This is a genomic window from Butyricicoccus pullicaecorum DSM 23266 (assembly GCF_900167005.1).
Classification (GTDB): Bacteria; Bacillota; Clostridia; order Oscillospirales; family Butyricicoccaceae; genus Butyricicoccus; species Butyricicoccus pullicaecorum.
This window is the reverse complement of sequence record NZ_FUXW01000006.1, coordinates 74,496-92,812: the sequence shown is the minus strand read 5'-3', so window position 1 is coordinate 92,812 and position 18,317 is coordinate 74,496. Positions and strand designations below refer to the sequence as shown.

At 48.8% G+C, this 18,317-nt stretch carries 19 protein-coding genes; 11 read left to right on the top strand and 8 right to left on the bottom strand.

Going from position 1 to position 18,317, the window contains the following annotated elements; all coding sequences use genetic code 11:
* The 5 genes from B5D52_RS16385 to B5D52_RS11085 all read left to right on the top strand — a co-directional run.
* Positions 1–206, top strand: a 206-nt coding sequence (locus B5D52_RS16385; RefSeq protein ID WP_207647608.1) for a hypothetical protein, incomplete at its 5' end; no start/stop codon positions are given.
* Positions 207–653: 447 nt separating this feature from the next.
* Positions 654–2,486 carry a reverse transcriptase/maturase family protein gene (locus B5D52_RS11100; RefSeq protein ID WP_016146957.1) on the top strand — a complete coding sequence of 611 codons (1,833 nt, stop codon included), beginning with the start codon at positions 654–656 and terminating at the stop codon, positions 2,484–2,486.
* Between the two features lie 392 nt (positions 2,487–2,878).
* The gene (locus B5D52_RS11095; RefSeq protein WP_078689204.1) at positions 2,879–3,160 is read left to right on the top strand and encodes a DUF960 domain-containing protein; all 282 of its coding nucleotides are present in this window, start codon (positions 2,879–2,881) and stop codon (positions 3,158–3,160) included.
* 14 nt (positions 3,161–3,174) lie between these two features.
* Positions 3,175–4,287 carry an amidoligase family protein gene (locus tag B5D52_RS11090; protein ID WP_016146955.1) on the top strand — a complete coding sequence of 371 codons (1,113 nt, stop codon included), beginning with the start codon at positions 3,175–3,177 and terminating at the stop codon, positions 4,285–4,287.
* Positions 4,284–5,234: a glutamine--fructose-6-phosphate aminotransferase gene (locus B5D52_RS11085; RefSeq protein ID WP_242825615.1), complete on the top strand. Its 951-nt coding sequence runs from the start codon at positions 4,284–4,286 to the stop codon at positions 5,232–5,234. The genes B5D52_RS11090 and B5D52_RS11085 overlap by 4 nt, the downstream gene beginning before the upstream one ends.
* Before the next feature lie 158 nt (positions 5,235–5,392).
* On the opposite strand, the gene B5D52_RS11080 is transcribed toward B5D52_RS11085, so the two are convergent.
* The 5 genes from B5D52_RS11080 to B5D52_RS11065 all read right to left on the bottom strand — a co-directional run bounded on the left by B5D52_RS11080 (position 5,393) and on the right by B5D52_RS11065 (position 10,110).
* Complete coding sequence (locus B5D52_RS11080; RefSeq protein WP_016146953.1) at positions 5,393–6,208, bottom strand: hypothetical protein; 816 nt, start codon at positions 6,206–6,208, stop codon at positions 5,393–5,395.
* On the bottom strand, positions 6,209–6,754 hold the full coding sequence (locus B5D52_RS11075; RefSeq protein WP_016146952.1) for a hypothetical protein: 546 nt from the start codon (positions 6,752–6,754) through the stop codon (positions 6,209–6,211).
* Positions 6,755–6,885: 131 nt separating this feature from the next.
* The gene (locus tag B5D52_RS16140) at positions 6,886–7,026 is read right to left on the bottom strand and encodes a hypothetical protein (protein ID WP_016146951.1); all 141 of its coding nucleotides are present in this window, start codon (positions 7,024–7,026) and stop codon (positions 6,886–6,888) included.
* Positions 7,027–7,140: 114 nt separating this feature from the next.
* Positions 7,141–8,289, bottom strand: a complete 1,149-nt coding sequence (locus B5D52_RS11070; protein ID WP_016146950.1) for a hypothetical protein — start codon at positions 8,287–8,289, stop codon at positions 7,141–7,143.
* A 150-nt stretch (positions 8,290–8,439) separates the two neighbouring features.
* The gene (locus B5D52_RS11065; protein WP_016146949.1) at positions 8,440–10,110 is read right to left on the bottom strand and encodes a hypothetical protein; all 1,671 of its coding nucleotides are present in this window, start codon (positions 10,108–10,110) and stop codon (positions 8,440–8,442) included.
* 356 nt (positions 10,111–10,466) lie between these two features.
* Between B5D52_RS11065 and B5D52_RS11060 the strand changes: the two genes are divergently transcribed.
* The 5 genes from B5D52_RS11060 to B5D52_RS16240 are packed head-to-tail and all read left to right on the top strand — an operon-like array spanning position 10,467 to position 14,040.
* Complete coding sequence (locus tag B5D52_RS11060) at positions 10,467–10,895, top strand: DNA topoisomerase (protein ID WP_016146948.1); 429 nt, start codon at positions 10,467–10,469, stop codon at positions 10,893–10,895.
* A 39-nt stretch (positions 10,896–10,934) separates the two neighbouring features.
* Complete coding sequence (locus tag B5D52_RS11055) at positions 10,935–11,348, top strand: DUF3788 domain-containing protein (RefSeq protein ID WP_016146947.1); 414 nt, start codon at positions 10,935–10,937, stop codon at positions 11,346–11,348.
* A gap of 14 nt (positions 11,349–11,362) precedes the next feature.
* Positions 11,363–12,001, top strand: a complete 639-nt coding sequence (locus B5D52_RS11050; protein WP_016146946.1) for a hypothetical protein — start codon at positions 11,363–11,365, stop codon at positions 11,999–12,001.
* Positions 12,002–12,013: 12 nt separating this feature from the next.
* A complete protein-coding gene (locus tag B5D52_RS11045; RefSeq protein WP_016146945.1) occupies positions 12,014–13,867 on the top strand; it encodes an antirestriction protein ArdA in 1,854 nt (617 codons plus the stop codon).
* Positions 13,864–14,040: a hypothetical protein gene (locus B5D52_RS16240; RefSeq protein ID WP_016146944.1), complete on the top strand. Its 177-nt coding sequence runs from the start codon at positions 13,864–13,866 to the stop codon at positions 14,038–14,040. The genes B5D52_RS11045 and B5D52_RS16240 overlap by 4 nt, the downstream gene beginning before the upstream one ends.
* Positions 14,041–14,256: 216 nt before the next feature.
* Here B5D52_RS16240 and B5D52_RS11040 read toward each other — a convergent pair whose 3' ends face one another.
* From B5D52_RS11040 to B5D52_RS11030, 3 genes are all read right to left on the bottom strand, one after another.
* Positions 14,257–15,375: a phospholipase D-like domain-containing protein gene (locus tag B5D52_RS11040; RefSeq protein ID WP_016146943.1), complete on the bottom strand. Its 1,119-nt coding sequence runs from the start codon at positions 15,373–15,375 to the stop codon at positions 14,257–14,259.
* Positions 15,376–15,456: 81 nt separating this feature from the next.
* Entirely contained in the window at positions 15,457–16,080 is a 624-nt protein-coding gene (locus B5D52_RS16560) for a DUF6050 family protein (RefSeq protein ID WP_242951102.1), read from the bottom strand.
* Positions 16,077–17,255 (bottom strand): relaxase/mobilization nuclease domain-containing protein, encoded by a 1,179-nt coding sequence (locus tag B5D52_RS11030; protein ID WP_016146941.1) that lies wholly within the window; start codon positions 17,253–17,255, stop codon positions 16,077–16,079. The genes B5D52_RS16560 and B5D52_RS11030 overlap by 4 nt, the downstream gene beginning before the upstream one ends.
* Before the next feature lie 165 nt (positions 17,256–17,420).
* Between B5D52_RS11030 and B5D52_RS11025 the strand changes: the two genes are divergently transcribed.
* Complete coding sequence (locus tag B5D52_RS11025; RefSeq protein WP_016146940.1) at positions 17,421–18,251, top strand: DUF7021 domain-containing protein; 831 nt, start codon at positions 17,421–17,423, stop codon at positions 18,249–18,251.
* Positions 18,252–18,317: the final 66 nt, after the last annotated feature.

The window sequence follows — 18,317 nt, the reverse complement described above, 5'->3', positions numbered from 1 at the left end:
CGCGCGTCCAGAAGCGCCGCTTTTCATCCAAAGGCGGTGTGCGGGCATTTTGGGAACCCGGCTTTAGCAAGCCGGTAAAGAAAAGTATCAAAGACGTGAAAAGCGTCACTTTAGCGTCATCCGATTTACCTCGGAGGGAAACCACAAGGGGGACAATAGCGTATCGGAAAAATCGCAAGTTGGGAAAACCATCTACCCACGACTGAGCGGCAAGACGCAACATTGTGAATGAGGAGCAAGGCTAAACTGCTTTAAGGGCAGTCCGAGGCGGGATACTCGACCCGACGGCGCAGGATGGTTGTATTCGCCGTATGTCATAGCGGAATGTGACAGGTAAACACAGACCGCACGATACTTATGACAGCCAGCCGCAGTAAGCGGAAAAGGACGAAAACCCACTACCGACATCACAATACGCTTTTCCCAAAGTGTCTAACTGGAGATTGCCTAAACCGGAACGCCGGAACTATCCGGCTATGCGTAATGCCGCAAGGCGATAAATTTCAAGGGGTAAAAACCCAAGAAAGATGACGCTGAATATCCGGCATGGCAACGGAGCCTCCGTAGTAGTCCGAGGGCGGGAAAGCCGTCTACATGGCGAAGGGAGGCAGGATGTCAACCAATTCATAAAAAGGAAAGGTGCGTGAGGCATTATGAGAAGTCCTGAAAATGTGTTGGAAAGCCTAAAATCCAAGGCGTGTAACAAGAGTTACAAGTACGAGCGGTTATACCGCAACCTGTACAATCCACAATTCTATCTGCTGGCATATCAGCGGATACAGGCGAAACCAGGCAACATGACAGCCGGAACAGACGGCAAAACCATTGACGGAATGGGAATGGTAAGGATAAACGCCCTCATTGAAAAGATGCGGGATTTTAGTTATCAGCCTAACCCGGCAAGGAGAACGTATATCCCGAAATCCAATGGGAAAATGCGTCCTCTGGGGATACCGTCATTCGACGATAAACTGATACAGGAGGTGGTGCGGCTCATCTTAGAGAGTATTTATGAGCCAACCTTTAGCGACTATTCCCACGGTTTCCGTATAAACAGAAGCTGTCATACGGCACTCAAATATGTGCAGAAATATTTTACGGGGACAAAGTGGTTCGTTGAGGGAGATATAAAGGGCTGTTTTGACAACGTAGACCATCATGTGTTGATTGCTATTTTGCGAAAGCGGATTGCAGATGAACATTTCATCGGTCTGCTCTGGAAGTTCTTGAAAGCTGGATATATGGAGGATTGGAATTATCACAATACTTATTCCGGCACTCCGCAAGGCTCCATCATCAGCCCTATCCTTGCAAACATCTACATGAACGAACTGGATAGCTATATGGCAGAGTATGCAGAGAAATTCAACTGCGGAAACCGCCGTAAAATCAATCCTGCGTTCAAGAAGAAGCTGGATGTCTGCCGGGGGAAAGAACAAAGGCTTAAAAGAAATCTCTCTAAAATGAGCGAGGAAGAAAAAGAGGGCTTAATTGCAGAAATCCGGGAACTGCGGCGTAGTCTGAAATCTATGCCGTATAGCGACCAGATGGACGATAGCTATAAACGGATTTGCTATATCCGATATGCCGATGATTTCTTAATTGGAGTTATCGGCAGCAAAGAGGACGCAGAACAGATTAAACAAGATGTAGGCTGCTTTATCCGGGACAAACTCCATCTGGAAATGTCCGAGGAAAAGACATTGATTACTCATGGACACGACGCTGCGAAGTTCTTGGGATATGAGGTCACAATCGCCAAAGGCGAACACAACAAAAAGACCAAAACCGGGGCTACCAGACGGGTAAACAATGGAAAAGTCTTACTTTATGTTCCCCATGATAAGTGGGTAAAACGACTGTTCTCCTACAATGCCCTCAAGATTAAATACGACAAACAAAATGGAAACAAAGAGGTTTGGGAACCTGTCCGGCGCACTCGCCTGTTGCACTTGGACGATTTGGAAATCCTAAACCAATACAACGCAGAAATCCGTGGATTGTATAACTACTACCGACTTGCAAACAACGTGTCTGTACTCAATAACTTCTACTATGTAATGAGATACAGTATGCTCAAAACCTTTGCTGGAAAATATCGGACACGAATCAGCAGAATTATCCGCAAGTACCGTCAAGGGAAAGATTTTGTTGTGGAGTATCCGAAGAAAAACGGCAAGGTGGGAAAAGTGCTGTTCTACAATGACGGTTTCCGCCGGAATACCAAAGTAGAAAGCGGAAATCCCGATATAGTAGCACGAGCCGTTGAGAATTATGGACGCAACAGCCTGATTAAAAGACTGCAAGCGAACCAATGCGAGTGGTGCGGCGCAGAAAATGTGCCGCTTGAAATACACCATGTACGAAAACTCAAAGATTTAAGTGGCAGAAAACAATGGGAAATCGCCATGATTGGGCGTAAGCGCAAGACAATGGCACTCTGCGTCTACTGTCACGATAAGTTACACGCTGGGAAATTAGACTGACATCTGGAGAGCCGGATACGCTGAGAGGTGTAAGTCCGGTTCGGAGGGGAGTTCTCGGAAACCTACCATAGCAATATGGCAAGGCGCCGGGTTCTTACCCTACTGTAATAGAAGCGGATCAAATATGCAGGACGTCATACGAATGCCGCGATATGCAAATGTACACTGCTGAGCTACTGCGTACAGGCATTCTTTGGAATGAGCAGCTGCATAACGGCGCCCTATTTTGGGATGCTGGGCATGTTACAATATGAAGTTACTCAACCTGTGTGTGATTGCTGAGATACGGACGGGTTGCTATATGAATCTGAGATAAAAGCACATATATACTATAACAATGAAGCCGAAGGAGAATCCTTCGGCTTTTACTATTCTATAAGGAGCTGATCCAAATGAAACCCCGTTACATCACCCGTGGTATCCAGACCACCATTCCGCCTTGGCTACAAATACTGTTGTGGTACATGCGCGACAGCATGGAAGTGCCCGAGCGGGATTATCTGCAAATCTTCCGATTATCCTGTGATGGCGAGCACCAGCGCATTGAGCATGCTCAGGAACAGCCGGAGTATAAGCACGTTGTTGTGATTCCGGGCGAGCAACCTGTCAAGGCCAAGGTCTACATCATCGAGGATCCCGACCATATCACCATGCTGTTGGCAGAAGAATATTAAAGGAGGACTGCATTATGAACGATCATTTTTATGTCTGTGAGCGCTGCGGTGAACGAGTCCCAGCGGATGCCTGCACGATGGTTGCAGACACGATTTTGTGCCCGGACTGCGTGGACATGTACACGACAGTCTGTGATTGCTGTGGAGAGCGGCTGTTCCTGTCGGACGACCACGGAGACGAGAACATCACGTTATGCGAGCGTTGCTATGAGCGGCATTATACCTATTGCGAGCGCTGCGGGCGTGTCATTTCCTACAGTGATGCCTACTATGAGGACGATGACGAGGACGAACCGCTGTGCTATGACTGCCTGCAAGCTCGTTTGCAGCAGGCAACGATCCACGATTACAGCTATACACCGCGGCTGATTTTCCATGGTGAGCGCGACAATGAACGCTTCTTCGGTGTAGAACTGGAGATCGACGGCAACGGCAAGAGCCGCAAGAACGCCGGTGAAATCTTAAATGTCGCCAACGAGGATGCGCAGAATCTGTACATTAAAAGCGACGGATCGCTGGATTGCGGCATGGAACTGGTCACGCATCCGATGACCTTACAGTATCACATGGAACAGATGCCGTGGAAAAATGTCCTGCGCAAGGCGGTCGGACTCGGCTATCTCAGCCACCGCACGACAACTTGCGGACTACACGTTCACATCTCCCGCGCAGCCTTCGGAGAGACTGAGCAGGAGCAGGAACTGTCGATTGCTCGACTTTTGTACTTTGTCGAAAAGTTCTGGACTGAACTCCTGCGATTTTCCCGACGTACCGAGCGGCAGATCAACCGTTGGGCAGCACGATACGGCATGAAGTTATCGCCGAAAGCTGTGATGGAATCAGCAAAGGACTCTCGTGCAGGTCGTTATACCGCTGTGAATCTTACCAACGAGGACACTGTTGAGATTCGGATTTTCCGAGGTACCCTGAAATACAACACTTTAATTGCCACGTTACAGCTGGTTAATGCCATCTGCGACGTGGCTGTTTTATTGTCTGATGAGGAATTGCAGGAGCTGTCCTGGCACGGTTTCCTTGACTGGATTCACGAATCCGAGCTCATTCAGTACTTAAAAGAACGGAATCTCTACAAAAATGACCCGATTGTTTACGAGGAGGATGAATGATGTGCAGCCTGTTTGGACTGATCGACTATCAAAACACACTGACAACACGGCAGAAAAATCGGATTTTACAGGTGCTTGGCAAGGAATGCGAAGTGCGCGGAACTGACGCAACGGGCATCGCGTACAACTTCAGTGGCAGCATCAAGGTGTTCAAGCGCCCGCTCGCCGCACATAAGTTAAAGTTTCATGTGCCCAATGGTGTGAGTGTCGTCATGGGACACACCCGGCTTGCTACCCAAGGCAAACCGGCAGACAACTTCAACAATCACCCTTGGTCGACCGGAACCTTTGCCTTGGCGCACAATGGCGTATTGTGGAACGACAAGGAGCTTCGTCAGACTGAGAATCTGCCGGATACCCACATTCAGACCGATAGTTATGTTGCCGTACAGCTGCTCGAACAACAGAAAACCCTGGATTTCACGACCATCAGCACGATGGCGGAGAAAATCCAGGGTTCTTTTGTCTTTACGGTGCTTGACCGGGACGACAACTTATATTTTGTCCGCGGCGACAACCCACTCGCGATCTTCGACTTCGGCGGCTTTTACTTGTACGCCTCAACCGAAGAAATTCTGCGGCGGGCGATGTGTAAGCTGCGCCTGCACCATCGGGAAGAAATCCATACGGAGGAGGGTGACATTTTGAAGATTGATCGAACCGGTCAGCGCAGTTTCGAACGCTTCACTCCAAGTCACAGCTTTGAACACTTCTGGCGCAATCCACGGTTTCGCATGCTTTCGTGGTTCGACGAAGTGGACGAGCCAGAAGCGATAGACGGTCAGACCGACCTTCTGATTCAGACGGCGAAATCTATGGGCGTGTCCGAAGACGAGGTACTGGCGCTGCTTGACTTGGGGTATGATCCGTGCAAAATCGAAGAACTGCTGTACAATCCGGCGTTGCTGCACGAAGCGGCAGCCGAGTTGTTATGTGCATATTACTAATGAAAGGTGGGTGAGACAATGGGATTCGGTACAATTTTAGTGGTAATCGGTGAGATTATCGATTTGTTGGAAGAAGATGATGACGACTAAAAGAACAGGGAGGACATTCTGTCCTCCCTGAAAAATAGAGATTCATTTTTTGTATGCAATATAACAGGTTACAGCTTCAACATTTTCCGTTGTCTATCAAGTACATTCATGACGCGATCGCGCAGCACAGCATGATAGAGTGCAGGGTAATGTGCGACTGCCTGCTGCACGGCGTCTTGTATCTCAGATGAGGTCAGAGAAAGTTTGAGTTGTGGGCTATACAGCTTACGGGTGGCATTGACCTGCGTATAGAACTTGCATCGAAATGGCTTTGCAATTGTCTGTTTGATCAGTGCGTTTGTTTCAATATCAAAGGCATACGCCACCGGATCGAGCAGGAAGCCAGCACCGTGATCGAACAAGGGACAATAGCGGTACCCTGTCGGCGTATACAGAACGGCAATATTATTAAGGTGCCTGTCATCATTCAGAATGAGTGCATCGTACTCAAATAACAGTGTCAAATATGCGCCAAACCGTGTAAGACCGGTGATCTGCTCGACTTGGTTCACCAATATCTGCATGCGCGATGGGATGGATGACCGGCTGTGAAAGATACGCTGATAGTCTGCGCCGAGTTCGGCTTTGAGTAAGTGGGCAAGGGTGACGATTTCCTCACCCGGGTGCAAAAAATTAGGACTGACACAGGCAATTTGTTCTCGTTTATGCACGCGTACTTTCTCAATCTGATAGGGGACTGCGGAGAACCCCAGATCGGACAGATTGCTGTGGGCCAGTATAAAGCTGGCGATGGTTTCTGACAGTGCTTCAAACGCACCGGTGTCCAGTTTGTACCAGCGATCACTTGGCGCATCATACCATTTTTCCTGATTGCCTTTGGACGAGGTCGCGGCTACAATATCGTGGGTGTAGAGTTCAAACATTTATTTTACCTCGCTGATCGATAGCCATTGCAGATCCCCGGCAATGCGCCCCTCGGTTTGTTCTACGATTTTGACGGGGTCGTAAGTATCCAGATTCATGGCCTCTAAGATGGAGTCCAGACCGGTGCGGGTGCGCGGAACGCAGCGTTCTTCCAAAAAAATTAAGAAGTCCTGCCAAGTAGGGGAGAGATTACAGCCGAATGCCCGGTGAATGAGGACGTCGGTATGATTCTCGATGGACACCACACGAGAGGTGAAGTCGGCATAGATGGTGCTGCATAGTGTATCCGCGTGATAGTAGAGATAGATTTTAACCTGATGTCGGTCAATTCGGGCGCTGCGCATGAAGTCTTCCGGGATTTGCGCACTGCGCTTGCGGATGGTAATGGTGTCGTTTTCAAAGGTGAGTTCCAGATCGGGGGAGTCTTGCGAGAGTGCCATTGCCTTGACCCAGGCAGAGGGCAGACCGACGCGGTATTTTTGCGCATGCGAAGAAGCTGATCCGCCAGCCGAAGAACATAATAGTTTTGCACTGCGAGATTCCATGAGCCCACCTCCTATGAAAATATTTTATCATATTGGGCACCTGTATGCAAATATAAAGGGCGTGATTGCAGCAGAAGGAATACAGCCAGCCGATTGGATTGGGCCAACTGTATTCCTTCTCGATTCCATCATTATGTTTCGGATTTTCGGGCATTGATTTTCACAATCATACGATTGCGCATATCCTCGCTGATGATATTGTGCTCGTAAAGGTAGTCATTGAAGTAGCAAAGCCAGATGTTTTCAGCCGTCCGTTTTAGTTCCTGATTCATAGCAGATTCCTCCTGTATCGGTGTCTGCTGCTATAATATTTATGTGAAATTGTTTGAAAATCACATGTACAGCATTATCATTTTGTCCGATTATTGGTAGGAAAATACTATAGATTACTCCAGCCAAATCGATTCGGATTGCTCGAGTGCATCCAGCAGATCGGGAAGGCTGGGCAAAGAAGAACGGAAGTAACGTGTACGCAGTGGGATGGGGCAAATGCCTAGCTTTTGAAACTTCTTGAGGATGCGCCGGATATTCTGTTCGGAAAGCTGATACTGCTTTTGAACGGTTTTGATTGCTTGATCGAGAGAAACGTAACGCAGTGAATTACACAGTGCCAGCATGGGCTGTTTGAGCTGATCGCGGATTTTCGCAGCCTCCAGAGCCTGAAATAACGCGTCTGGCGTATACTGCATGCCGCTGCAAAAACACTTTTTCACATATTTCAGAATGTAATGCGCGCTATTCTGCTGCATACACCGAAGAAGGGCATACGCATTTGTATCACAATCAAGTTTTTTGGCTTGTGAATTCAAGAATTTCTTCTGGCATTGCAGTTCCACGCGCAGAACGCCATTTGGCAGCTTTTCCTGAGCCAGAATGAGTTTGTTTTCTGTGAGCTGGTACATCTTATCATAGACAACCAGACGAACGGAGTCGGTTGCATAACACAGATAATGTTTTCGCTTTTCCTTGAGTTTTTGGGGAGATAGAGAAGAGTCCATGTAATGCTTCTGCTTAAACTTCCCGCGCGGTGCATTTTTGCGAAGGACAGCCATAAGCTCACGTGCGACCTTGTTCTTGCCGAATTGTAGATTGACACAGAGGTCACAGCGATTGAGCTGCCAGTCAGCTAAGAATTCCGGAAGTCCGATGGTGCGCATGAGATCGGTGAAGTTTTCGGAAAAGCGCACGAAGGATTGTTCATCCAGTGGCATGATTCCTAGGTAAGAGCTGGAGGAATCTAACAATTTTCGAGGATTTACAAACATTTTGACGTATGCGCGAGGGACATCGTTGGAATTTAGGATAGAGAGGTACAGACGAACCCCTTGGTCTGCGAAGAGAAGGCAACTGTAAGTTTTTGAAGATGCATGCTTAGAGGGCAGCAGGAACATACCTTTATGAGCTATCTTCCGGGACAGAGCAAAAAGTCGGTCAATCGTTCGGTGCAATTCTTTCATGGTAGGATGGTAGCATAACTCGATGGTGTGAACAGAGAAAGCATCTGCGGTAATTTCAATGGGGCGTTTGGTACGCATAAGATCACTCCTTTTCGAAGTGTTCAAATGCAGATAAAAAGTTAATAAAAATGTGTCTAATCTATACAGATCGCGGTGTTTAGAAGGTGAAAACTGTAAGAAAGTGAAAAGAAGTTCTGCAATAATAATAATAATAATAAAAACCCCGATTCAGTCTGAACCGGGGATATAGGTGAACACGGCCTCAATATGCTGTTTGGCATCTTGGGAAAGAAATGGAATGTCGTCGATGCGCAGGATTACGCAGGGAGTTTGCTGGTGATGGTCACAGGCAACTCGAAGGTTGGCTGTTTTGGCTGTATGCAGATATGCAGGGGCGTGCTTGCGGATATACTTCAGCAGATCATAGCAGTCACACAAGATGGGGAAGATTTCTTCAAAGTGATCATAAAGCGTCTGTTCCGGAATGTAGAGGGCACGAAATCCTGCTCGTTTTCCGTATTTTTTTACGTTGCGCCAATAGCCCCAGACAGCCTGTTCGGGCTCATCTGGAAATACATCGTCGCAGATCTCGTTGGCACCGACGGCTTGGTAGCGATGGAGAATCTCTGGGGAGAAGAGTCGTTCCATGCCCGCTTGCCAAAGGTCCGGGTAATCCGCTTGCGTAATGCTGGTGCGTTCTTCGAGCGGGCAAGTCTGTCGGGGGCGATCACAGCATCCGGGCAGCAATAGATAAGACCATTCTGCTGCGAGTTCATTGTGCGAGGGGGCATTCTGCAGAGAAGCGACAAAATCTGCAAAGCACTCGATTGTCAGAAGCAGCTGAATGTATTTATCCTTTTTTTGCCCGATCAGTCGATCAGAAGGATGCAGAGAGCTATAACGCTTCACTTTTTCCTGAGCGGAAGACAGCATTTCTTGAAACTTTCTCTTCCTATAAGTGTGAATTTTCGAAAAAGCAGCGATGGCAGTTTGCATGAGGGGGCCATCCCAGTCCAAGCTGCATTTTGTCAAAATGCGGGCATCGAGCGGTAAGGGATCGACAGGCATTTTGGATGCCGGAAGACGAAAAAACACCTGTGTGCACCAGATGTTGCGCTTTTGAAATTCAATCAGTTGTGCATTGGGAAAGCCATTTCCGTCAATTAAAACGACAGTCCCGCTATATTGTCCGGGTAGTTCAGAACGTAGCTCTTTCATAGTCCCTGCCGTGTCATTGATGTATCGAACGGACAAAGCGATCTTGTCGATCAAATTTTGTGCATGCAATGGAGTAGGAATTACGCGGGGAAGGTCTGTATAAAATTGATCGCTTTGGGAAGCGCAGTATTGCGCAGGGCAGATGTTTTCAATGATTTCCGATAGCACATCCCAAGCAGACTGGGTATAGCGAGCCGTAAATATGGGGGCACGGAAATTGGAGTCCGTAATTTTTTCGCGAAGTTTAGCGAGCTGCCAATAGATATACTGAGACGTATATCCGGCGAGCAGGCCAAAAACAAGCGTGGCCATCTCACGGATGGAAGCCTCATCCTTTCCACAGGAGGTCAGAATCTTCTGTAATTCGCTGCAAAAAACGTTCCCATCCAGAGGCCTGTCTGCAGCTGTAGGCCGGTAATGAGTGCGCAGGTCAAACTCTTGATAGCAAATTTGGCCAGAGGAACTTGCACCTAATTTTGTGAGAGCTTTTGTTACATTCACCTCGGAGGGATCAAAGAGCGCGCACTTGATTTTAAAGTTTCCCTTAGCGGTTTGTTTAAGTATAATCGCAGCTGATTCTCCGTAGTCATACTCAACAGAAAACACAGCCCAGTCAGAGTCGATTGCAAGGTCTGATTCTAACAGAGGCCAACTTAGCTCCAGCTCAGGAAAATGATTCATAGTCGCTACTCCTATCATGTCCGATAAAAAGTCAATTTGTAATATGATTTATCTATATTATACTGATTGATAGGTTATTTTTCAATAATTATAAAAAATATAAAATATAAAAACATAAAACATAAGTAAAAACGGAATAAATTATGGGATACCGCTTCGGCAAATTTGAGAGGGGATATGCACGAAAAGAAAGAGGAAATGTGATAGATCGCGGTAAGTGACTAGCAGGATGCCGACTAAGTTGACATGTTCTTTGCCTTGATCGATAGGTGTTTTTTTGAGCTGGTCACCGCCTCCGTCACCGAGCATTTTACTTCGTCTCCCAAACCCCACACGGAGGCCCCCTTCTGTCGGCCATGGAGAACGCAGGTAAAGAGGACATCCTAAAGGGGACGGAACAGCGTGGACTGGGCGCCCCGGCGACCAGGGTGGTCACCATTGAAAAGCTGGTGTCCGGCGGATTCGTGGAGCGCAAGGGCAAGAACCTGATCCCCACAAAGGCGGGCGTCAACCTGGTCACGGAGCTGCCGGAGCTGCTGACCTCTCCCAAGCTCACAGCGGATTGGGAGCAGCGGTTGAACGAGGTGGCAAAGGGCCAGGCGTCGCCGGAGGACTTCATGGACGGGATCGAGGCGATGGCAGCGGAGCTGGTGCGGAAATACTCCCACATTTCCGAGGATGGGCAAAAGCTGTTCCAGCCAGAGAACGAGACGGTGGCCTCTGCCCTGCGCTGGCCGTCAAGTTTACAATTTATTTATTCCCCAAAACGGTTGGTGATAGTATAATGAATTCAATGACAAATCTTGATTTTGGGAGGGGATACAATGCTTGAAAATGTGCCGTCTCAATCTACGATGGCTGAACTGTTGGGTCAACCATTGTTTGAAGTTTGGCAAGAGCTGTGTTCGGCTATTGATGACAAATATGAAATGGAGCGAGTGTGGAATACTGGCGGGAAAAACTGGACTTACGAGTATAAATACCGCAGGGGCGGTAAAACACTTTGTTGCCTGTATGCAAAAAGTAATTGCATCGGTTTTATGATTATTTTTGGGAAAGATGAAAGATTAAAGGTTGAAAACATAAGGGCCAGTCTTTCTAATTCTGTTTGTATGCAGTACGATGAAGCAGAAACCTATCACGATGGGAAATGGGTAATGTTTGAACCGACCGATACTACCAATTTTGATGATTACATGAAATTGCTGGCGATCAAAAGAAAACCGAATCGAAAGTAATAATCCTCAACTCGATGTTTGCAACCAAATACCAGCCGCTCTCCGGCGGCAACACCAAGCAGGAAACCTTTCCGGGTTTCCTGCTTTTCTTTTACCCATTTTCAGAAAGGATGATGTTTTTGAGTAAAACCGAACCCAATTTCATGGAGCATTTGAAGCCGCTGCTTCCCGCAGGCGGTGACGCAAGCGAGCTGGAGGCAGCGGCTCAGGCGCTTGCCGGACTTTCCCCGGAGAACCGTGACCTCTTGGCCGCTGTCCAGGAGTCTCCCTTCCGACTGACCACCCTGGAGCAGTTCCGGGAGTTTCCCGCCAACACCGAGTATTTTGTCCTGGAGCCCAACATTCGCAAAGTGGAGGATGTGGGCTGGCGCTATCTGGCGCAGCATTTGGACGTCCTTCTGCCCCCCCTGGAGCTGCTGGACGCCATTGATCCCGTTCCCTTCGGCAATCATGCCATGCAGGAGGAACAGGGCTGCTTCACCAGTAGAGGCTATCTCACCCTCTCCGGCGACGAGTGGGAGCATGAGCCCCCCAGGAAGAGACAGATAGAGAAAAAGCCCTCCATCAAGGAACGGCTGAAGCAGAGCCGGAAAGAATGTGCCAATCAGAGCAAGGCGCAGCCCCATCGGGAAAAGCCTGCGCCGGAGCGATAAGGAGGTGTTGCTATGCCCCATTATGACTATGACAAAGATTATCCCTTTGCCGCCTTCATCACCAACTTGGGTAAGTACAACGAGGGCTTCCTTGTGGGCGAATGGGTGAAGTTTCCCACCACGGCGGAGGAACTGAAAAAGGTCTTTGAGCGCATCGGGATCGGTGCGAAAGACGACTTCGGGCAGACCTATGAGGAATGGTTCATCACGGACTACGATTGCTATGTGGACGGCCTCTATGACCTGCTGGGCGAGTATGCCAACCTGGACGAACTGAACTACCTGGCCTCCAAGCTGGACGACATGAGCCAGGACGAATATGAGCGGTTCCAGGCGGCTATGAAGATCGGCGATCACACGGGCAGCATCCAGGAGCTTATCAACCTGACGGAGAACCTGGACTGCTACGACATTTATCCCGACATCCACGACCACGATGATCTGGGCCGGTATTACATCGAGGAACTGGACGCCATGCAGGTACCGGAGCATCTGCGCAATTACATCGACTATGAGGCCTACGGCCGGGACATCGCCCTGGAGGAAAGCGGCCAGTTCACCGACCGGGGCTATGTGTGGGATACCGGGGACAGCTTCCGTGAGTATTATGATGGCGAGCGCGGCAGCATCCCGGAGGAATACCGGGTGATGACCTTCCAGGATGATATCCCCAAAGAAGAAATTTCGGAGTGGGCTATGGACCTTGCCTACGATATGGACGAGTTTTTCCGGCAACACGATCCGCAGTACGCCGCCGAGCACCCGGAGGAACACGCGGCAAAGGAAGAAATCTACGAGAACCTGATGGCCGGGCGCATCTCCGCACTGGACGAGAAGCTGGCCGCCCTGGGGCAGACCCAGGAGGACTATCTGCCTTCGGAGATCGAAAAGTTCAAAGACGCCACCAGCTATGAGGAATTTCTGGATGTGGCCCCCCAGACGATCCGGGAGGCCATTGAAAATCCGGACCAGTCCCATGTGGACGAGATGCTGGCCTTTGCGGAGCAGGCAAACCGGGAGTATGAGGCGGAGTTGTATGGGCAGCAAGCGGCGCCCACGCCGGACGACCGGGAGACCGGCGAGACGGTGCGGACCCCCAGGGGCACCTTCCATGTGACGGATATGAGCCGGGAACAGATGGTGGCAGCCGGATACGGTTTCCACCACGAGTCCGAGGACGGAAAGTATCTCATCATGACCAACGGCAGCCGCGCCTTTGCCATCCCCAACGGAGACACCCCCGAACATACCGCGCCGGAGAAGCTGACCGTCCTGGTGGTGGAGCCCATGAAGGAACCCTATGTGAAGGAAATCGACCCCGGCCTCCATGCGCTGCAAGCGGAGGTGGGCGGCGACATTGCCGCCTCCTATCCCTTTGACGATCCGGTGGGGCTGGTGCTGAACGACGAGGGCAAGCTCATCGGTCTGGACCTGAACCGTTCCCTCCGGGACGAGCATGGGGAGATTTACGACATTGTGGCGGGCACCTTCCTGGTGGCGGGCTTGGGCGAGGAGTCCTTCACCTCTCTGCCCCCGGAACTGGCACAAAAGTACATGGAGCACTTCAAGCAGCCGGAGCAGTTCATCAACCTGAACGGCCAGATCGTCGCCTTGCCGGTGGAGCCGGAAAACCCGCTGCGCACGGCGGAAATGACCCTGGAGGATGACTACGGCATGATCGACGGGATCATCAACAATGGCCGCCGTGGTGAGGAATTGGAGAAAGCCCAGACCGAGGCGCGCAGGACCACGCCGGAGAAAAAGCCTTCCATCCGGGAGCGGCTGGAGGACGCAAAACGGGAGTGCGGCGAGCGCAAGCCCCCGGACAAGGCTCATCAGAAAAAGCCCCCGGAGCATGACTTATGAGCCGAAGCAAAAAATGGCGTCTGGAATGGGCGTTCTTCCTGGGCGAGAACGGCAGACGCAAGTATAACAAGCTCTGCAAGGGCTGCGTCCATCCCTGCAAGCAGAGTTTCCGGGCGGTGGTGGTGTCCTGCCCGCACTATCTTTCCCGACGATCTAAAAAGCGTAGCAGTTAGAGTTCAAAAGGGAGTGGGGGCCGCTTCCAAAGGCTTTTCCCGAAGCTACCTTTATGATTTCCCATAAGCCAAGTTGCTTGCTGACACACAGAGAAAAAGGCTCAATTTCAAACACTTTCGGTCATGCAAAACGGGAGTACAGCTTTTCGGTTCGTCTGATTGGCTGTACTCCCGCTTTTTATTTTAGAACAAAATACTTTTTCGGTATAATCTGGTTTATGTGTTGTCGATTTCGGAGTTGACTTTTTTGATTTCTCTTTCTCGCAAATTTTCTATTATAGACGAGTATACTTCGCAAAATTTCTGTAAATCTTCAATTAACTCATCTATATCCTCTTTTGCGGCTTGTGTCAAGTTCCAAATAATATCCATTGCCTCATCCGATGCAAGATCAATGCAATTTTCCAAATTATCTTCGTATGCCTCCATTGCATATTCCTCTTGCAACTGCCGGTTCACATATTCTTCCGAATCAAATTGTGATAATTCAATAAGGGTATCGAATTCGCGGACTTCCTCAATTCTTGAGGATAAGGTCAATAACTCTTCATATTTATCATTAGCCTCTGTTGTTGCATATTCATCGCTGTTCGTAATAGTATCAATCGCATCATAAATGTCACTGGCAATTTTACACGCCTCACTTACAATTTGAACTACTTTATCCAAAGTACCTGCCGTTAGTGAGGCTTCGTGTTCAACATAGTAGTACCACTCTCCATCCACATCATCGTGCAGTCTATAGACTTCTTCGTATAATTCATTTTTTATGTTATAGATTGCCGAAAGTGCAACATTTGCTTCAAGTAAGAGCGATGTATAATCATATTCATAATACGGGATAGCGGTAGCCTGAATGTCAGGTAAAACCTCCGAAGAGATGTAGTTAATAAATTCTTTGTCCCTTGAAATGAAGCCAAACTCCGTGTTGTTTGCGCTTTCCTCCGAATAATTTGCCGAACCGACGTATACAACATGATCTGTCATTATGATTTTTCCGTGATTGGAAAAATCAAAAAACACCTTGGAGTTTATGCCAAGTCTATCAGGATTCAACTTCGATAAATACAAGTTGATTTTTTGCTTTGCCTTATCTCGGAAAGTATCACCATAATATACTTCCCATCTGCTTGGAATGTTCGTTATGATATTTATAATGCAGCGTTCTCCTGCCATCCTCAGTGCAGAAACCAAGGCAAGTTTCTTCTCAGATATGTTATATGTGATAATAGTTATTTCAGAAGCATTTTCAAAGTCATCCAGTACTTCTTGGTATCCTAATTCGTTTTTTGAATACACAAATTTGGAGTTGTTAGTAACAAATTCCTTTTTCATTTTATCCCCGCCTTTTACAGTTACCATTTATATGTTATCAGACCATTAGGGATATTTCAAGAATCTATACCACTTAACTAATCAAGTAAACAAGTACTGGAAACGGTGTATAGCCGCCGCAGTAGGTGTTGTGGTAATGTGCGTAAACTGCCAGAATTGCGAGGCTGCGGAAAAGCTGTTTGCCGCCCTGTTAAAAAGGCTTGTTTGTTCCATCAGGTTGTGAATGGCTTTTGCATCGGCACGAGCGGCAGTTTTCCGCATTGCCATGATGCAAGAAAAATAACAAACGATCAGACGATACACCGTCAACGGCACATACCATGCCGCCACCAGCAGCCGCCAGGCCAAGACAAAACCGCCGATCACCCGACCAATAATAAAGTTCAGTAGGAACAGCGGAAGGGTGGTTCCCAAAGAGCCGCCCGGCAGGATCCAGGCGAACATCCGTGGGATGCCAAAAGGCAGACCGCAGAGAATAAACAGCCATAAATAGTCGGTGAAGCCATCTTTTGTGCAGGCAGATTTGAAAATGCAGTACAGTAAAGCCACCACCGCCACGGGTAGCACTCTCCTTTTAAAAAACTCTTTGATTGCTTTAGATTTCGTCATGGCCAGCACCTCCACTCTAGGTTCCACTATATCAGCAAGATAACCATGTGCCCAAGGGTTTTGCAAAGACTGTAACAAGCGCGCAATTCTCATCATTCCAACTCGTTGTTCCGCTGCCGCTGCTGTTCCTGTTCCTTCGGCCTTTCCAGTAGGACATCCACATTCTGGCGGAGGGTGTCAAATTTCTTTTCTTCTCGATGTATCTTCTGAAGTTCCGTTTGCAGGGAGGTCTTGCGGGTGGAGAGTCCATCCAGTTCCGCTTTCAGCTTATCAGAGGAAGGAAGTTTGGTGAGTCCCGCCTTCTTGATCTCCCTGGCTGCCGTCTCGAACAAGATGATTTCACTCTCAAAGCCACGCAGGAATTTTTCCTTGTCCTTCGACGCCTTGTATCGGTCATAGACGGGCTTTAGTTTGCGGTAGGTGTCGATCTGCTTTCCCAGGAGGGTGAGGTCGGCGATCTGCTGTTCCACATCCCGCAGGCTTTCCCTGGTACGGATGGCGGCGGATACGGCGTCGCACCGTTCCGCCAATTCCTCATAGCTACCGATGCCATGTTCGGTGAGAAAATTCATGGTAGCGGCTGCCCGTTTCAGGTTCTCCATGGTGGCCCACCGCTGGTATCCGGCGCTCTGCTGGGCCTTGGTGTTATTCTGAGTGTCAATGAGTAGGTTGACCTTCCCACTGCGCTGTCGGGGCTGTCTGGATGGTCTGGGGCCTCCGGCGATGCGAGAGGCAACGGCTTCTTCCGTGTAATCGGCGCCCAGCGTTTTGAGCCGGGTAAACCGCTCCTGATCTGGCGCCCTGGCGGAGACATACTTTCCCCGCTTGATCTCACATCCTTCCCGCTGCAACCGGGCAAGCAAATCTTCCAAACTGGAGGACACGGGGATCAGTCGGTCGATGGCGGCTTTCAGCTTTGCCTTGTAGCTGGTGCCGTTCTGTGCGGCCTGAAGCTCAATATAGCTCTTGCCCTTGTCCCGGCCAGGGACGATGACGGACCGGCCGTGTTCTCGACACAGCCGGTCACTGGCTCGACGTATCTCGTGATAGCTGCGCTTGTTGGAATGGTAGTGCTTGTGGTCTGTGAAGCTGACCGCATTGAAAATCAGATGGTTGTGAATATGCCCCTTGTCAATATGGGTGGTAAGTACAAACTCGTACTTGCCACCCAATATTTCTTTTGCCAACTGCAACCCGATTTCATGGGCTTCCTCGGCGGAAACCTCCCCTAGCTCAAAGGCTTGGATCAGGTGACGGAACTCATTAACCAATGATAAGCCGCAAGCTGACAATAGGTATATACGGCACTGCTTGTATAGAATTAACAAAAAGGTTACAGAAACGAGATGATATGCGGTTGACTTGCTGAGAACGGCTTGCTAAGCTAAAAACACATACTTGCTAACCCAATGATACACAGCATGAGGAGGAGTTTTATGTTTGAGAGCTTCTATCAGAAATATAGCCCGCAAGAACGAGAGATCGTTGTGCAGCTTTTTCCGTGGCTTAGTGTCAGTCTCAACGATCATCCGGATTATTGTCAAATGGCTATTATGTCTCTGGGCGTGATGTATTGTGATACGGGTGAAGTCGATTTTCGAGAGATGTGGCTAAAATGGCCAATTGCAAGAAAAAAGCTGGGAACGAGCAAAGAATTTGATAGGCTTGGGACTACAAGATTATATCGCGTCAAGGCAAGGAAAATGAGAGATGATCTTGGCTCTCCGAAAGAATTGCATAGCTGGGCATTGATTGACGTGCTGGAATCAGATGTGCCATGTCCTCCGCTGGAAGCGTGCTGGGAAGGATATTGGACTTTTGAACCTGATAAAAAAGATCTGTTGGGCGTGCTGCAGATTGGCCGGATGTATTGCTGGTTAGAGGGAAGCGTGCTGTGGAATGGGGCGAAAGTACCAATTTTTATTAAAGTTGATCTGGAAGATCGTTCTCGTTGGAATAACGTGTGCAATATTGCAGCAGATCTTGTCGCGGATAGTACGCAGATGGATCAGAGCATGCGCAAATTTGCGGCAAAGCAGCTCGCAGAACTTGTCAATCAACGGAACAACACTGCGCACCTCATTACAGAGGAAGATTTTGTCAAATGCCTGACCATAGAAGAGATTCAAGTCACCAATGACGGCCATTTTGCTGTTTATTATGATAATAGCGGCTTGTTTCCAAAGAATATAATCAAGGTAAGTGGCTTTTTGCAGGAGATTATGACGGCTGAGCTTACCGATAGCAGAGATTTGGTGGTCAGATAATGAAGCAGCACGCAGGTGCAAGGATCATCTGCGTTCCTTGCCAGTAAATTAGAGTTTTTCTCTGAA

Coding starts and splice junctions, on each gene's coding strand:
- B5D52_RS11100 (WP_016146957.1), top strand. CDS start 654: ATGAGAAGTCCTGAAAATGTGTTGGAAAGCCTAAAATCCAAGGCGTGT.
- B5D52_RS11095 (WP_078689204.1), top strand. CDS start 2,879: ATGAAACCCCGTTACATCACCCGTGGTATCCAGACCACCATTCCGCCT.
- B5D52_RS11090 (WP_016146955.1), top strand. CDS start 3,175: ATGAACGATCATTTTTATGTCTGTGAGCGCTGCGGTGAACGAGTCCCA.
- B5D52_RS11085 (WP_242825615.1), top strand. CDS start 4,284: ATGATGTGCAGCCTGTTTGGACTGATCGACTATCAAAACACACTGACA.
- B5D52_RS11080 (WP_016146953.1), bottom strand. CDS start 6,208: ATGTTTGAACTCTACACCCACGATATTGTAGCCGCGACCTCGTCCAAA.
- B5D52_RS11075 (WP_016146952.1), bottom strand. CDS start 6,754: ATGGAATCTCGCAGTGCAAAACTATTATGTTCTTCGGCTGGCGGATCA.
- B5D52_RS16140 (WP_016146951.1), bottom strand. CDS start 7,026: ATGAATCAGGAACTAAAACGGACGGCTGAAAACATCTGGCTTTGCTAC.
- B5D52_RS11070 (WP_016146950.1), bottom strand. CDS start 8,289: ATGCGTACCAAACGCCCCATTGAAATTACCGCAGATGCTTTCTCTGTT.
- B5D52_RS11065 (WP_016146949.1), bottom strand. CDS start 10,110: ATGAATCATTTTCCTGAGCTGGAGCTAAGTTGGCCTCTGTTAGAATCA.
- B5D52_RS11060 (WP_016146948.1), top strand. CDS start 10,467: ATGGAGAACGCAGGTAAAGAGGACATCCTAAAGGGGACGGAACAGCGT.
- B5D52_RS11055 (WP_016146947.1), top strand. CDS start 10,935: ATGCTTGAAAATGTGCCGTCTCAATCTACGATGGCTGAACTGTTGGGT.
- B5D52_RS11050 (WP_016146946.1), top strand. CDS start 11,363: ATGTTTGCAACCAAATACCAGCCGCTCTCCGGCGGCAACACCAAGCAG.
- B5D52_RS11045 (WP_016146945.1), top strand. CDS start 12,014: ATGCCCCATTATGACTATGACAAAGATTATCCCTTTGCCGCCTTCATC.
- B5D52_RS16240 (WP_016146944.1), top strand. CDS start 13,864: ATGAGCCGAAGCAAAAAATGGCGTCTGGAATGGGCGTTCTTCCTGGGC.
- B5D52_RS11040 (WP_016146943.1), bottom strand. CDS start 15,375: ATGAAAAAGGAATTTGTTACTAACAACTCCAAATTTGTGTATTCAAAA.
- B5D52_RS16560 (WP_242951102.1), bottom strand. CDS start 16,080: ATGATGAGAATTGCGCGCTTGTTACAGTCTTTGCAAAACCCTTGGGCA.
- B5D52_RS11025 (WP_016146940.1), top strand. CDS start 17,421: ATGTTTGAGAGCTTCTATCAGAAATATAGCCCGCAAGAACGAGAGATC.